Genomic DNA, 16,041 nt, shown 5'->3' with positions numbered 1-16,041 from the left:
TGCGAAGCGCGATGCATCCGCCTGCGCTGCGTCGCGCGACCCTCTGCAGATCTACGGATCTGCGATCGGATCACGCTTCTTGCTCAGGCGGCGACTCCCGCTTCTCGCTCGAATCCTCCCTGTGCAGAGATTCCCTAGCAGTGGGACCCTGGCCGGACCGAATCCGAAGCTGATGTACAATGCACGTTCACCCCCCATCCGTGTGAGCCGAGAGAGAGCCGGGATTGTGATTCGTACGACCGTCGTAGGCAGCTGGCCGATTCCCTTCGGGCTCAAGCCCGCGCTCACCCGTTACTACAAGGGCCTGGTGGGGGACGAAGAAGCGGCCGATGTCCTGCAGGCTGCGGCGCGAATCGCCATGGACGAGCAACTGGCCTGTGGCCTGGACCAGATCATGGGTGGGGAAGTCTTCGCCCCCGATTTCGTACACCACGTTCCGCCGCGCCTCGTCGGACTCGAGGTCGAGCGAAAACGCGACCACCGCGCGGGCGCGGAGGGGATCGGGCGCTACCGGATCGCGGGAGACCTGTCGGCGCCCCGGGGAACGGGCCACGCACTGGCCTATCGGCGCGAGAAGGCCATCCAGCCCGACCTCGACAAAACCGCCGTACCCTCGCCGCTGACGATGACGCTCTCTTTCCCCTCGGACCCGGCGCTGCCCGGACAGATGGAGAACGTGGCGCGCATCGTCGAGGCCGAGGTACTCGACATGGTGGAGGCCGGTGCCCGCGAGATCCAACTCGACGCTCCGTTCGAAGCGATTCTGGCACTGGTCGAATCCCGTAAACCCGAGGAGATCGTGCCCTGGATCGTGCACCCGTTCCGCAAGGTGAGCGGGATTCGTCGCAGCATCCACTTCTGCCTCGGAGACATGGGACGGCGCCCCGGAACCCAGGAACAGCATCTGCGCAATCTGATCCCGTTGATTCAGTTGCTCGACGGCGAGATCGACCGGGTGCACATCGAGTGTTCGTATGCGGGCCAGTGGAAGGAACGAAGTCTTCTTGCGGATATTCCGGAATCGATGCAGGTGATCGCGGGGATCGCCGACGTGAAATCGACGCCCGAAAGCAGTGAGGTACTGGCCGATCGCATTTCCGCACTACGCGAACTGATCCCGGATGAACGCCTTCTGGTTTCATCCTCATGTGGGTGCGGTCGCGTTCCCCACGATGAGGCAATTCGACTGATGCGCAATCTCGTCAAGGCCGCGCACTCGTTCTGATGCAAGACGCCGCTTGTGAGGCGAGGAATGCGCACCGGAAACGCTCCAGACAGGAGATCCAATGAGCGACAATAGCGAGCAGAACGGAGCGGGGTTTTCGCTTCCGAGCGACGAGGAACTCACACCCGAGATCCAGAACACCTTGAAAGCCCTGCCCCCCTTGAACGTCTTTCGCATGATGGCTCGTGCACCCGAGAGCTTTCAGCCGCTGATCGATCTGGCTCTTTCCATTCTGATCAAGAGCGAGTTCGATGCCCGAAAGCGCGAGATCGCGGTCCTTCGGGTGGCTCATGCAACGCGGGCGGAGTACGAGTGGGTGCAGCACGTGGCCGTTGCGAAAGGGGTCGGTGTCAGCGACGAAGAGATCGAGAAGATCGCCGTCGATGGCCCGGTCAAGGGGCTGGACGAAGAGGGAAACCTGCTCTGTCGCGTCGCGGATGAAATCAGCCTGGATGTGAGACTCAGCGACCAGGCCCTGGCGGAAATCATCGAACGCTACGGGAACCGCCAGGCGATGGAACTGATCCTGTGCTGCTCGTATTTCAATATGCTGAGTCGCTTTCTTGAATCAGCTCGCGTACAACTCGAAGAGAAGCCGGTCCTGAGCTAGCCCGCACACTCACCGCGGTGCGTAGCGAAGCGGTACACTGAGCGCCCCGACACTGAGCGCCCTGACAGACGAGGAGAATCAAATGTCCGGTCTCGAGAACCGCGAGGAATTATTCGATCTGAGGATGTCGGAAGGCGCGAGGTCCCTTTTCGAGAAGGTCAAAGCCTTCGTCAAAGAGGAAGTCGAGCCGATCACGCTGGAGTTCTATCAACTCGGCGAAGGCAGAGCCGAACCCTGGTCATGGGCACCCGGACAGCTCGAACTACTGGAGAGCGTCAAGGCGAAGGCCAAGGCGGAGGGTCTGTGGAATTTCTTCCTGCCCGACGATGACACGGGACAGGGTCTGAAGAATCTCGACTACGCCTACATCGCCGCCGAACTGGGCAAGAACCCGCTCGCACCGGAGTGTCTCAACTGCTCCGCACCCGACACGGGCAATATGGAAGTTCTGGAGCGGGTCGGTACTCCGGCGCAGAAGGAACGCTGGCTCAAGCCACTGCTCGCCGGCGAGATCCGCTCCGCGTATGCCATGACCGAGCCCGACCTCGCGTCATCGGATGCGAAGAACATCGCCTGCCAGGCGGTGCTCGTCGGTGACGAGTGGGTGATCAACGGCGAGAAGTACTACATCTCGGGCGCCGGAGACCCGCGCTGCAAGATCATGATCGTGATGGTGCAGACCGACCCGGACGCAGCCCCCCATCTGAAGCAATCGCAGATCCTGGTTCCGACCGATGCGCCCGGCTTCGAGATCCTGGGGCCAATGCACGTATTCGGCAAGGACGACGCACCGCACGGTCACATGCATATTCGCTTCAACGACTGCCGTGTCCCGAAGGACAATCTCTTGCTCGGCGTCGGACGTGGCTTCGAGATTTCCCAGGTGCGCCTGGGTCCCGGCCGCATCCATCACTGCATGCGCTCGATCGGCGCCGCCGAACGAGCCATCGAGATGATGGCGAAGCGCGCCCTGAATCGTGAAGCCTTCGGCAAGCGCATCGCCAATCTCGGCAAGACCACCGAGGTCGTCGCCAAGGCGCGAATCGAAATCGAAGCCATGCGCATGATGGTGCTCAAGGCCGCGAAGGCCATGGACGTGCTAGGCAATGCCGAAGCGCGCACCTGGGTGAGCGCGATCAAGGCGATGGTTCCGGTGCGGGTCTGCGCCATCATCGACGAGGCCATCCAGCTCCACGGAGCGACCGGTGTTTCGCAGTGGACCCCACTCGCCGACCTGTACACGGGACAGCGCACACTGCGCCTGGCCGACGGTCCCGACGAGGTGCACTGGTTCGTCGTGGGTCGAGCCGAACTCTCCCGCTGGGCGGAAGAAGGCGCGAGCGATTACAACCCGAAGGCAAGCTACGAGGAACTGCCGAAGATGGGCAAGAACTTCACCGGCCCTTGAGCTTTCGGGATCCTCGCCGACCAGAAATTTGCAACGCGAAGTAGAGGAAGAGGACCGAGCGGGTATGGCGGGGACAACGTGTTCGGATTGCGGCAGCAGAGTGCCAACTGACGACTGGACCTGTCCGGAATGCGGAAACCCGGTTGAGTCCACGGCTCCCGAGCAGACGGGGCAAGAGATCTCTCTCCGAGGGATGGTGACCTTGCTGCTGCTCTTCGTCTTCATCCCCGTCCTCCTCTTCCTCCTCCACATCTTCGTTCCCGAGCTGTAGTCCGGCGGGCGCCCGCGTCCGGGCTCTCCCCAGACTCTTCGCCGCCGTCCCTCTGCTGCCCGTCCTCTGCTGCCCGCCCGGGGTCCGGGATCCGGGAAGCGCCCCGGAACGGTCGCCCCCGCAGGCCAGACGGCTTGCGGAATTCCACATGACAATCATCATATGAAAGGGTATGGTGCAAAAAGTCCCGAAAAGGAGGCCGCAAGCGTGAGCAGAGCTGAACAGAAAGCCGAGGCGCATAGCCGCATCGTGGCTGCAGCCGCCCGCCAGATCCGGGAAGAAGGACTCAGCGGCGCGGGTGTCCAGCGGATCATGGAAGAAGCCGGACTGACGCACGGCGGCTTCTACGGCCACTTCGACTCCAAGGAAGAACTGCTCGGCGAGGCGCTGAAGTCTGCGATGGCTATCGGGCGAAACCGACTCCGGGTTCCAGACGCCGCGTCCAGAGCCGAACGACGCGAGAGCATGCTGAGCGTCTACCTGAGTCGAGCGCATCGCGACAACCCCGGAGTGGGCTGCCCCCTGCCCTCCACCAGCGCCGAGGTCGCGCGAGCTCCGGAGTCTCTACGCCGGGCTTACGACGAAGAACTGCGCGAGACCATCGCGAGCTTCGAAAAAGAACTCTCCGACTCACAAGACGAAGATGCGCACACGCGTGCGGTCGGAACGCTGGCGCTATGCGTCGGCAGTCTCGTACTCGCGCGGGCCGCCCTGGATTCCGAACTATCGGACGACATTCTCGATTCTTCTCGGCAGTTCGCTGCTGAAACCAAGGAGACAAAATAGGATGAGTACACGAATTGCCGGTTGTGACCTTGGCAAGGCTTCGGCGAGCTTCGTTCTCGCCCGAATCAGCGACGACGGAAAGCTCGTCATCGAAGACAGCCGCTACGTACTCCACGACGGAAGTCCGTTGGACGTCTTCTCCAAGTGGTACAACGACAACGACGTCGCCTCCTGCAGCGCGCTCGGCGCCACGGGAATTTACGCCGACGAACTGACCGACGTCGCGGTGATCGTGCCGGAAGACTCGTGCCAGGAAGTGGCCCTCGAACTGCAAGCAGGCCTCGAAGATTCTCTCAACCTCGTGAGCATCGGCGCCCGTGGTTACAGCGTTCTGAGTCGCCGACCGGCGGAAGAAGACAACCCGAAGAGAAACGGCGCTGCACCGCGCTACCTGTACCAGTACATCGAAAACGACAAGTGCTCGTCGGGTACCGGAGAGAACATCCAGAAGATCGCCGGACGCTTCGGACTCGCCATCGAAGAAGCCGATGCAAAGGCGCTCGCGGCCCAGGAGAGCATCCCGATCACCGCGCGTTGCTCGGTCTTTGCCAAGAGCGAGATGACGCACTTCGCCAACCAGGGCAAACCGACGGGTGATCTGTTTCGCGGCTACTTCGCATCGGTCGCGCGCAACGCGCATTCGCTACTGGCGCGTAATCAGGTCGACGGTCCCGTCTACCTGATCGGAGGCCCCACCCGGATCCGTTCTTTTGTGGAGGCCTTCGAGCTACTGGTGGGTAGCCAGGTGTATTCGCCGGAAAACGCAGAATGTCTGGAAGCGCTGGGCGCGGCCGCGATAGCAGCCCAACAGCCGCATCGCGCCGTAAGCGAGGCACTTCCCGACAGCCCCGAGCAGTTGATCCGCGTGGTCGAGAGCCACTTCCCCGTACTCGAAGCCGCCAGCGGCTGGGAATCCCACGTGACGATGATGCCCGAGCCGGAAGTAGATCCGGAGGCCGCGTCGAAGCCGTCGATCCTGGGCTTGGACCTCGGGTCGACCGGCGCCAAGGCGGTACTCACCTCGCTGGCGACCGGTGAATCGGTTCTCGATCTGTACGACCAGACCCGCGGCAATCCCGTCGATGCCGCGCGGCGACTGGTGCGCGCCCTGCTCGAACGCGTGCGTCCAGACATCCGGGCGATCGGCGTGACGGGTTCGGGACGAGAGGCGGTCGCGACACTCCTGCGAGCCGTCTTCCCCGATTCCGCGCAGATCATCGTGCAAAACGAAATCGTCGCGCATGCGACGGCTGCTATTCGCTGCGACGAAGATCGCGGAGCCGATATGTCGGTGATCGAGATCGGCGGCCAGGATGCCAAGTACGTGCGCATCCAGGGCGGTCGCATCATCGAAAGCGACATGAACAAGGCGTGCAGTGCAGGGACCGGATCCTTCCTCGAGGAACAGGCCGTGTTCTACGACGTGAAGGAAATCGAAGAGTTCATTCGCCTGGCTTCCAGCGCCCAGCGACCACCCGACCTGGGCATGATGTGCACTGTCTATGTGGCGGATGCGGCATCCCAGGCGCTGAAAGAAGGCTTCGAACTGGCGGACATCTTCGCCGGCTTCCAGTACTCGGTGATCCACAACTACCTGAACCGCGTGATGGGCCAACGAACGCTCGGTGGCAAGGTCTTCTTCCAGGGCAAACCGGCTTCGAATCCATCCTTGGCCTGGACCCTGGCAGCCGTGACCGGCTGCGAGATCGCGGTACCGCCCAACCCCGGTGCGATGGGAGCCTGGGGCATCGGCCTTTGCGCGATTGCGGACTCCGGAGCCGATTCCCTGGCGATGGCTCCGACACTAGAACCCGAAGCCATCCTCGAAGCCGAAATTCGCGAACGCTCCGAGTTCCGCTGTCGCGACACGAAGTGTCAGACGTTATGTCCCATCGAACGCACGACGATCGCGTTTGGCAACGAGAGTCGAGTGGCCATCTCGGGCGGTGCCTGCCCGAAATACGAAGTTTCGAGCGCCGCCCAGCCCAAGCTCGACAAGGAAGCTCCCAATCCCTTCGAACAGCGAACGCGCTTGATCAAGAGCTTCGTCAAGAAACGCGCCGACGCACCCGTGCTCGGAATTCCCCAGTTGGGTGCGCTCAATGGTCACATCCCCTGGCTGGCCACGTTTGCTGCCGAACTCGGCTTCTCCATCGAACTGCTCACGTCCAGTTCGTCGTCACTCGCCAAGGGCGAACAGCTCTGCAATAGCTTCGATTCGTGCGGGCCGGTCAAGATCGCCCACGCGGTCTGTGATGCGGATATCGACACCCTCCTGTTCCCGAAGATCTTCGAGATTGCGGATACGCGGGGAAAGGGCGGACAAACCTGCGTGACCGAACAGGCCATGCCCGAAATGATCGAACAATCCTTCAAGACCCGCGGCCGGAAGACCCGGGTCGTGCGACCGCGACTCTATTTTGGCGATGGACTCGATGCCGCGATCCTGACCGAGAACCTTGAATCGGTCGCAGAGGAACTCGGTGTCGATCCCGAAAAGATCGAAGCAGCCGTGAAGGCCGCCGCCGACGCCCAGACCGATTTCGATCAGGGCCTGGAGGTGATCGGTCGGGAGGCGCTCGAATACGCGCGGGCCAACGACAAACCCAGCGTGGTCGTCTGCGGTCACTTGCACGTGATCTCCGACCCCGCCATCAACGCCAATATTCCGCTGCTGCTGCGCCAGAACGGAGCCATCGCGATTCCGGCGGACTGCTTCCCCATCGACCCGGCGACACCTTCATTCCAGAGAGCGTACTGGGGAGACAGCAACCGCGGCCTGCGGGCGGCGAGCAGCGCCCGCGAGATGAGTGATGTGTTCCCGTTGTGGCTGGCCTCGTTCGGCTGCGGACCCTCCTCTTTCGCCGAGCAGGTCTTCCAGGCGTTGCTCGAAGGGTATCCGCACACGATTCTGGAAAGCGACGGGCACGGCGGCGCTGCCGGCTTCGTGACGCGCATCCAGGCCTTCCTGCAATCCGTCCGACAATTCCGGGCCGAAGAGGGTGAGAACGAACTGCCCGACAACGGCAAGCTTCTGGCCTACGTCGATCCGGAAACGAGGATGGGCGGACAGCTCCATGCCGATACGAGCTATGTGGTTCTGAGCGGTTGCGACTACCTGGGTTCGGTATTTGCAGCCGTGTACCGCGCCTTCGGCTTCGATGCCGTCGTCGCTCCACCCTATTCCGAGGACACCGTGCGATCTGGAAAACCGGATTGTTCGGGCAAGGAATGCATGTCGTACCAGCTGATCTGGGGCGCATTTCGAAATCACCTCGAGAACCATCCCCCGCAGAAGAACACCGAACTGGTTCAGCTCACCGGACAGATGTGTCGAGCCGGACTCTACGACGTGAAGGACAAGATCTCGCTCGACAAGATGGGGCTCGGCGATCAGGTATCGGTGACCGGACTCAAGCTCTTCGCCTCCGGTCCAACGATGTTCATGGCCATCTGGTCGGGCATGAGCGCGATCGACATTCTGCGTCAGTTCTATCTGTATCACCTCGCCATCGAATCCCACGAGGGCGAAGCTCTGGAAATCTATCAGCGCAATGCCGAAGAGGTCGTGCGAATCCTCGAAGTTCCTCTAGGCGACGAGTCCGAAAGGATGGCCGATCTCGGAGGCCGGTCGGAGGCGATCAGCGTCGTGATCAGCAGAGCGGCGGGTGAGTTCGCTCAGATGGAGGCCCGTGCAGACGAGGAAACGCGACTCTCGCTGCGCACGGTCTACGCGACGGGCGACATCCTGACCAAGGGCAATGACTTCGCGAACGACGGCCTCTTCCTCAAGCTCAGCGACCGCGGACTGCGAGTCGTCATGGAACCGCTGTGCGACTTCTTCGAATGGCTGGCACGCCGCAATCCCCATCTGTTTGCAGGCCGGCGCGCACAGTCGAAGGAAACGGAGATGGTGATCTCGTTCATGACGAAGATCCGCGGAGACCTGTACGCCAAGGTTGCAGATCTCCATCCCTGGTTGCCGATTCCCGACGTCGAGGCTTCCCTGGAAAAGAGTTCGGAGATCCTCGACACGGCGACGCGCGGTGCCGCAGCCCTCGAAGTCGGCAGCGTTTTACGCGCCTGGGATACGGGGCTGTACGACGGCATCGTCATGACCAGTTGCTGGGGTTGCGACAGCAGCCTGGTTTCGGAGAGCCTGCTGCGCCACCGCAAGGACATCCCCTTCTACTTCTTCTACGACGATGGCACGCCCCTGGATCAGAGGCGGGTCCGCAGCTTCGCCTACCGGTTGCACCGCGGATCTTCTGAGGAAGCGGAGGAACCCGCCTACTCGGCCTAGTGGGGACTCGTCCGGTTCAATCTTCTGACGACGACTCTCGCAGTGTGCGAGGATGGCGGCATGGTACGCGTCATCAAGCTTGGAATCAGCCGACCGGTCACTCACGAACTGCTTCCGGATCCAGAACCCCGGGAGGTCAAGTACACACTGATCTCCGCGGACGATCACCTGCTGGAGCCCCCTGACACCTTCGAGGGCCGACTCCCGCGCGCCTTGCAGGAGCGCGCACCGCGAGTGGTGGAAACCGAGGAAGGACACCAGGTCTGGGAGTTCGATGGAACGCCCTACTTCCAGGTGGGCTTCATGTGTGTTGCGGGACGCCCCAGGGAGGACCACCGCTTCGAACCCGCGCGCTTCGAGGAGGTTCGACCCGGTTGCTGGAACATCCACGAGCGCATCAAGGACATGGACCTCGGCGGAATCTGGGCTTCACTGAACTTCCCCTCCGGCGTGACGGGTTTCGGCGGAACGCTCTTCTCGGAGTGCAAAGACCAGGAACTCGGCCTCGCCTGCGTGCGGGCCTGGAACGACTGGCTATTCGACGAGTGGTACACCCAGTATCCCGAGCGGATTGTACCGCTGGGCATCACCTTGCTCTCCAACCCCGAACTCGGTGCAGAAGAGATTCGCAGAAACGCCGCTCGCGGCTTCCGCGCGGTATCCCTGCCCGAACGGCCGCACCGCCTGGGCTATCCGCCGGTCTTCGACGAGCACTGGGAACCGATCGTACGAGCCTGCGCCGAGACCGGGACCGTTCTGAATCTGCACGTCGGATCTTCGGGCTTCGCCGCGATGCCACCCGGCGCGCCGTTACTCGAACTGGGGGCCACACTCTTTGGACCGATGGCGATCGAGTCGTGCGCAGAATGGTTGTGGAGCGGCTATCCCGCCCGCTATCCCGAGTTGAAGATCGCGATGGCGGAGGGCGGGATCGGCTGGGTCGCCATGCTGAAAGACCGACTCGACGACATCATGAGTCGCTCCGGTTACGGAAAGGGCTGGCCCGATCCGAAGCTATCGCCCGGAGAAGTTCTGCTGCGCAACTTCTGGTTCTGCATGATCGACGATCGCTCCACGATTTCGACGCGCGACGTCATCGGAGTCGAGAACATCCTGTTCGAGTCCGACTATCCCCACGGCGACGGAACCTGGCCAGACACTCAGGCCGTGATGGAAAACGCACTCGGCGGACTTCCGGATGAGGAGATCCGCATGATCACCCACCAGAACGCCGCCAAGCTATACCGTCACCCTCTGCCGAAGATCTGTCTTCCCTGACGTTGAAAGAGGCCGGGCTCGAATCACGCACCCTCCCGGCCCCAATGCCGATCGGCAACGCGGGCGCACCGCGCGCGCAACCCGAGCGCATGCGACGGAAGCCAGGGTTACACGGTGGAAGCCCTTTGCTTCCGCCTCGACTTCTAGCGCCCGTTTCGGGCCACCAGAGCATTGGTACAGACCGTGCACACCTCTTCGACATCTTTCGACGGGAGTGAACACAATGTACGGTTACCAGATAGTCTTCCAGCATCCCACTTGCCGTCGGAAGCGTTCCGTCTTGCAGATCGTGTCCCGGTGGCACCACTCGTCAGTCGGAAAACTGCTCCGAGCCGAAGGACTCTACGAAGAGTACAAGGACTGGTTGCTAGTCGACTTCAGCATCGCCGGAGAGAACGGACCGGCTCCTGAGATGAAGCAGGCGCGGGAAGAACTGCCGAAGCCGGGCGCGCTCCTCGACCTGGTGGCCTGACCGTCCGTTACCGAAGCCGGTTCTCGGACCACGGCTTCCGGACTTGCGAATCGCCGAACCCGCCGCAGCGCTCGATCGAGTCGAGCACGGCGGCGGGTTCGTTTTTTCTGGAATCAGCGAGTGATCAGGAGCTAGTTCGCCTGTCCACCGCGCTTGTCGCTGAGCATGCCGCGCTCGCGCCACTTGCTCTCGGTGCGCTCGGTGATCAGACCGAGCCGCTGGAGGTTCGGAACGACGGTGTGCATGTAGATCATGCTGTTCATCTCGGCCCACTCCGGTAGCCCCAGAATCGTCTGCGTGACCACATCGGGGTCGATATCGTAGCGGGGGCCGAGGACGCGTAGCATGTCGAGTTGCTGGTTCGCGTTCAACGCCTCCAGTACTGCGAACGCCCAGTCCTCCATTTCATTCATCTCTTCCTGGCTCGCCTGTTCGACCACGCGGCGCATGGTCAGGACGCCGAAAGCCGCGTGACGCGACTCATCCTGCTCGGCCTTGCGGATCAGTTCGGTGAACAGAGGATTCTTCGAATTTGCGCGCAGCATGTCCATGATGCCGACCGCCATGCCTTCGAAGAGCGTCTGCATTCCGAGGGTCTTCATGCGATGACCTTCGACGGAGAGCAGTTCGTCGAGTAGGAACTTGAGCGTGGGAGTGATAGGGAAGATCTCGCCGCATTTGTCACTGGCGAAGCGCGCGAAGGCTTCTACGTGGCGCGCCTCATCGGCAACCTGATTCGCAGCGTAGAGCTTCTCGTCGGTAGTCGGACAGAGCGAAGTCAGCTGACCGCAGAGCTGCAGGGCAGCCTGTTCACCGTGGAGAAGCTGGGAGCAGGTGAAGGCGACCTCGTCGAGCATCGCAGCCTTCTGCTCCTTCTCGTCCTTGCCCATCATCTTGAGCAGATTGGCGAGAACCGACATCTCCATCGTGCCGAACCACTCGTCCTTGGAAACAGGGATGTCCCAATCGAGATCCGTCGTCGAGTTCCACTGGTTGGCCTTGCCCTTTTCGTAGAGCGCACGCAATTCAGTGACGCTACTGCCGTAGTCCCAGTCGTTCCAGCGCACGGCCGTGGGAGCTTCAACCCTCAGCTTATTGCGCAGACCGTCGATCTGTTCCTGGTCGACGACGTCGAGCACTTCGAAGTCTCCAACTTTTCTTCGGTTCTCTGCCAGAAATTTCAAACTCATATTCTCAAGACTCCTTGTGGTTGATCGGCCCTGCGGACAGGCCGTTCTCGATGAAAGAAAGAACAAACTCCTTGTGGCGGCGGATCTCCGTCGCCGAAAAAACGGATCGGCCGAGGACCCCGTCCCCGAACTCCCCCGACGCAAAATGGAAAAGCAGCATGCCGATCAGGCTCTGCGTGGCATGCGGCACCGAGATCGGGCGGATAACCCCGGCTTCGACCCCTTCGCTCAGTAGCGACGAAATGGCGCCAAGGATTCTCAGGAGCGGACCGTCGATCTCTGGAAATTCGGCGTCGCGTTCAAAGACGTCACCTTCGAAAAGCGTCCGCATCAGCAGAGGCGCGCGCGTCGGGTGCTCGCCGAGTGCGTCGAGCATCGCCTCGACCCAGATGACGAGTCGCGTGATCGCGTCCCCCTCCGTGTTCGAGGGTTCGGAGAGGCGGGCTTCCAGGTCGCCGAGGATGCGCGCCAGAACGGCGGCGTAGAGGTCCAACTTGGTGGGAAAGTGATGAAAGAGCGCGGACTTCGAGAGGAGAGAGAGGCGCGCGATCTCGCGCAGGCCCACCCCTTCAAAACCGTGCCGCGCGAAGAGCGCCTCAGCCGTGTCGAGAATCGTCTCCCGACTGGCGCCAGGCAGTGAATCCGCTGAACTGCGGCGCTCTTGCTGGGCGGGTTGCGTCAGGGAATCACCTCGCGGACCGGATCAACCGATCGATCGGATCCTAACCCGACCGACCGGTCGGACGCAAGAAGAACCCGCTGCTCAGGAAAGGTCCCGCAACAGGCTCTCGGGATCGGGGCCGGAGGCGCTGCAGATCAGCACCACCTGGTTCCTCGTCGCGCAGGCTGCACCCGCGACGGGTTCGAGTTCGCTGCGGACTCCGACCTTGTCGATCCGCCACGCGCGACCGGGTTCGCCGGCGCACGCGACCTGCCCTTTTGCGCGAAGCACGGAGGGCGGAAGTGCCTCGAGCCAGTTCCGAAGCGCCGATTCGTCCGCAATTTCGGCGGCGCCCACACTGGCGCTGCGCAGGCCGAGATCCGCAGCTCGATTCGATGCGCTTGATCCGGGCGCGCGCGGACCGTTCGTCTTCGCAATCGGTTGCGCGTGCAATAGAGCGGTGAGAGCTGGCGCGTCGAGTGGACCCGCCACGATCGGAGCGCCACCCGTCCGTGCAGCAAGCCACGCATGCAGATCCGTCCAGCACGGGTCGGCCATGCGGTCGAGTTTCGAGACGATCACCAGATCGGCGCTACCCAGTTGCGATTGCACGAGCTCACCGACGTACTTGTCGGAACTGCGTCGGCGAATGTCCTCTGCGTCGGCCACGACCAGGACTGCACCGGGTGCGTAGCCGGGCCAGGTCCGCGCAAAACTGGCCACGCGCTCCGGATCGGCAACCCCGCTGGCTTCGACGACGACGTGGTCGAGCGGCGGGTCGACACCCATCAGTGTATCCAGGCCTCGGCCCAGATCATCGCCGATCGAGCAGCAGACGCAGCCGTTGACCAGCGCCAGCGTGGGACCATCGCGATTCGCAATCCGCGCGTCGTCGATCGCGACTTCGCCGAAGTCATTGACCAACACACCGACGCGAAGACCGTGATCCGCCTCGAGCAGGCGATTGAGCAAGGTGGTCTTTCCGGCACCCAGATAGCCGCCCAGGACGCTCAACGGCAGCGGATCGGAGGGCGGACGCATCGGAGGCTCAGCTCTGCGTTGGAACGGGATACGGCGTGCCTTCGAACACAGTCGCCAGGACGCGGATGTTCCGCAATCCGTCCGCGCCGACTTCGAAGGGATCGGCGTCGACGACCGCAAAGTCGGCGCGCTTTCCGGCGCGCAACGAACCGACTTCATCCTCGAGGCCCAGCATATACGCCGCATCGATCGTGATCGCTCGGAGAGCCTCTTCGACCGACAGGCACTCATTGGGTGCCACGACATCCCCGGCACAGTTGCGACGTGTCGCGGCAACCCACGCGCTGGCCAGTGGCAGAGCGGGAGCCATGGTGTAGTCGGAGTGCAGAGCGACGCGAACCCCAGCGGCGACGCAACTGCCGAGACGCGCCATCTGGCTCGCCCTTTCCAGACCGATCCCGGAGCGCGCGTACATATCGGAGAGTTCATGCAGGTAGTACACGTTCGCCGAAACGCGAGCGCCTAAGGCGGCGATTCGCGTGACTTGTTCGGGTGTCGAAAAGCCGAAGTGCTCGATCGTGAAACCGTGGTCGAAGCGCGGTCGTTCCTCTTGAAGCTTGGCGAGTGTATCGAGTGCCAGCTCGAGGCCGAGATCTCCGGTGCAGTGCACGTGAATCGTATAGCCCGCGTTCCAGTAGGTCCGGGCCATCGATTCGAACTGCTCGGGCGGCGTCAGCCATTCCCCCGCGTGTCCATCGACGTAGCCCGGTGCCTTGAGCTGTGCCAGCTGTGAAAAGAAAGCACCGTCGGTAAACAGCTTGATGCGTCGACCGAAACGCAGCCGATGCGTATTGCGTTCGGGCAGTGTCTCCACGAACTCCAGCGCCTTCTCATTGCTGCCGTGCGTCGCCAGAAGACGCAGGCCCGTGGGAATCATCTCCACGCGAAACGGCGTCTCCGGACGTTCGATGATAGCCGTCGCCGCCAGCCATTCGGCATTGAAATCGAACAGACCCGCAGCCATATCGCCCAGGGTGGTGTGACCGCCGAAGTGCGCGACCTGCTTCAGACGCTCCAGACCGAGAGCGATCCGCTGGGGCGCCATCAGAATCGGGTTCAAGCGTTCGATGGCCAGCGCCAGACCGTTCTCGTAAAAGTGTCCGCGCTCCGCATCGATCTGGTGCTTGCCTTCGATCTCTGCGCGGTCGATCCCCAGGCGCTCCAGCATGCCGTCGTTCATGTACAGCTCGTGGAAGGAGCGGTGCCAGACGACAATCGGCCGCTGGATGGACACTTCGTGGATGCGCTTGCGGTTCATCTCCCCGTGCCAGAGCTGGTGGTAGCCCCAGACGAACAGGGGCTCGTCGGGATCGCTCAACTCTGCATCGAGTTCGCGCAGACGCGCGTCGAAGGCTTCCGGAGTCTGCACCGGCGCCACGGTTTCCCAGGGCAGCTTCCACTCCAGGGCGGTGATGAAACGCATCGGCAAGATCACGGCCGCCATCATCGGATGCAGATGGGGATCGATCAGACCGGGCAGGATGACGGCTTCGGCAAAGCGCTCGTCGATGCGATGCTCGTGCGCGTCGAGCCAGGGTCGAAGGCTCTCGAGGGTGCCCACTTCCAGAATCGTCCCGTCGCGTACGGCTATGGCCGTGCCTTCAGGCCAGGAAGGATTCATCGTGATCACTCGACGCGCGGTATAGACGGTGACTTCGCTCATGGTGCTTTCCAGCGGATCGCCGCTGCTCCTGCGAACCGTATCACGGCCCGTCCACGTCTACCTCAGGGCGACGTCGACCATCCGCTCCACGAGTGCGCCGCCGATCCAGGAAGCCAGTGGGATCAGCAAGAACAGGCCGAAGCGACTCAGCGTCGAAGTGTCGAAGGGCCACTCGCGGACACTTTCGATGCGGGCTTCGTAGGCCAATAACGCAGGCAGTCGCGATAGCCGTGTCGAGTCGGCAGTGGCGGTAGTGGCGGTAGTGGCCAGGAGAATGTCGCGCTCGCTGGCGATCTGTTTGCGAACGATCGCGAGTTCATCGCGCTTGCGCTCGCGCAAGTACCGGTGCAGACCGCGTGAGGGCAGAATGAGTCCGGCGACTCCCATACCCACCGTAGCCGTGATCACCAGGGCCACGACCGAAAGATTCGACACGAGGGTCACCAGTAGGGAGGCAATCGCACTTCCGATCAACCAGATCGCGGCATTCGTGAGTCCCGTAGCAGCAAACGGAGAAAGCGGGTCGAGGTCGAGCAGGTCCACATCGAGGTGGCTCCGCCCGACTTCGTAGAAGACCTGGGAATGCCGGATCGTGATCAGCGCCTGCACCGAAAGCAGGGCCATGAGCAGAACCATGAACGGAACCGTATGAAAACTCTCTTCGACGAGCGCCCCCGTTTCGAGGACATAGGGAAGTGATTGCAGGATGATCGCCGCGACGACTCCGATGGCAGCTGCAAGTGTCACGGTGCGTGAGTTCGGAAAGAGCCGTCCGCGAAACGCCTGCCACTCTCCATCCGCCATGCGCAGAACCGGTCGCAGCAGGTCGAACTGGCGGGACGCCTTCGCCAGAGCGATGCAGCCCGTACAGAGCGTGTAGGCCGACACGAAAGAGAGGACGATGTCGACGCGTACATGGCTGCCGATCCCGAAAACTCCGTCACTTCCTTCGAAGATCTGGTGAACTCCGGACAAGGTGTGCACGACGACGACGAGGCCCAGGAACACGCCGAGGCTGGCGATCGCGAGCAGGACCGGCTGTCTCCAGCTCCAGCCGGTCACCCGAACGGAGAACGGGGTCGCACCGGTGTCCCGGCCCTGTGTGCTCGCGGAGATTGCCATGGGAATAGCTT

Annotated in this window: 12 protein-coding genes; 7 read left to right on the top strand and 5 right to left on the bottom strand. The window is 62.4% G+C overall.

Features of this window, described 5'->3' with window-relative positions; translation table 11 throughout:
• Positions 1-226 precede the first annotated feature (226 nt).
• The 7 genes from GY725_15520 (at position 227) to GY725_15490 (ending at position 10,353) form a co-directional block, all read left to right on the top strand.
• Positions 227-1,225, top strand: a complete 999-nt coding sequence (locus tag GY725_15520; protein ID MCP4005598.1) for a hypothetical protein — start codon at positions 227-229, stop codon at positions 1,223-1,225.
• 61 nt (positions 1,226-1,286) lie between these two features.
• Complete coding sequence (locus tag GY725_15515; GenBank protein MCP4005597.1) at positions 1,287-1,835, top strand: carboxymuconolactone decarboxylase family protein; 549 nt, start codon at positions 1,287-1,289, stop codon at positions 1,833-1,835.
• An 82-nt stretch (positions 1,836-1,917) separates the two neighbouring features.
• Positions 1,918-3,243 carry an acyl-CoA dehydrogenase gene (locus GY725_15510; GenBank protein MCP4005596.1) on the top strand — a complete coding sequence of 442 codons (1,326 nt, stop codon included), beginning with the start codon at positions 1,918-1,920 and terminating at the stop codon, positions 3,241-3,243.
• 478 nt (positions 3,244-3,721) lie between these two features.
• Positions 3,722-4,300: a TetR/AcrR family transcriptional regulator gene (locus GY725_15505; GenBank protein MCP4005595.1), complete on the top strand. Its 579-nt coding sequence runs from the start codon at positions 3,722-3,724 to the stop codon at positions 4,298-4,300.
• Between the two features lies 1 nt (position 4,301).
• Complete coding sequence (locus GY725_15500; GenBank protein ID MCP4005594.1) at positions 4,302-8,603, top strand: hypothetical protein; 4,302 nt, start codon at positions 4,302-4,304, stop codon at positions 8,601-8,603.
• Positions 8,604-8,663: 60 nt separating this feature from the next.
• Entirely contained in the window at positions 8,664-9,881 is a 1,218-nt protein-coding gene (locus GY725_15495; GenBank protein ID MCP4005593.1) for an amidohydrolase, read from the top strand.
• A 280-nt stretch (positions 9,882-10,161) separates the two neighbouring features.
• Positions 10,162-10,353 (top strand): hypothetical protein, encoded by a 192-nt coding sequence (locus GY725_15490; GenBank protein ID MCP4005592.1) that lies wholly within the window; start codon positions 10,162-10,164, stop codon positions 10,351-10,353.
• Between the two features lie 131 nt (positions 10,354-10,484).
• Here the strand turns inward: GY725_15490 and GY725_15485 are convergent, their stop codons facing one another.
• From GY725_15485 to GY725_15465, 5 genes are all read right to left on the bottom strand, one after another.
• Entirely contained in the window at positions 10,485-11,543 is a 1,059-nt protein-coding gene (locus GY725_15485; protein MCP4005591.1) for a hypothetical protein, read from the bottom strand.
• 4 nt (positions 11,544-11,547) lie between these two features.
• Positions 11,548-12,225 (bottom strand): TetR/AcrR family transcriptional regulator, encoded by a 678-nt coding sequence (locus GY725_15480; protein MCP4005590.1) that lies wholly within the window; start codon positions 12,223-12,225, stop codon positions 11,548-11,550.
• Between the two features lie 81 nt (positions 12,226-12,306).
• The gene (locus GY725_15475) at positions 12,307-13,245 is read right to left on the bottom strand and encodes a GTP-binding protein (protein ID MCP4005589.1); all 939 of its coding nucleotides are present in this window, start codon (positions 13,243-13,245) and stop codon (positions 12,307-12,309) included.
• A gap of 7 nt (positions 13,246-13,252) precedes the next feature.
• Positions 13,253-14,908 carry an amidohydrolase gene (locus GY725_15470; GenBank protein MCP4005588.1) on the bottom strand — a complete coding sequence of 552 codons (1,656 nt, stop codon included), beginning with the start codon at positions 14,906-14,908 and terminating at the stop codon, positions 13,253-13,255.
• A gap of 57 nt (positions 14,909-14,965) precedes the next feature.
• Entirely contained in the window at positions 14,966-16,030 is a 1,065-nt protein-coding gene (locus tag GY725_15465) for a hypothetical protein (GenBank protein MCP4005587.1), read from the bottom strand.
• Between the last annotated feature and the right edge of the window lie 11 nt (positions 16,031-16,041).

This window comes from bacterium (assembly GCA_024226335.1).
Lineage (GTDB): Bacteria > Myxococcota_A > UBA9160 > SZUA-336 > SZUA-336 > JAAELY01.
This window is presented reverse-complemented; position numbering and strand designations above follow the sequence as displayed.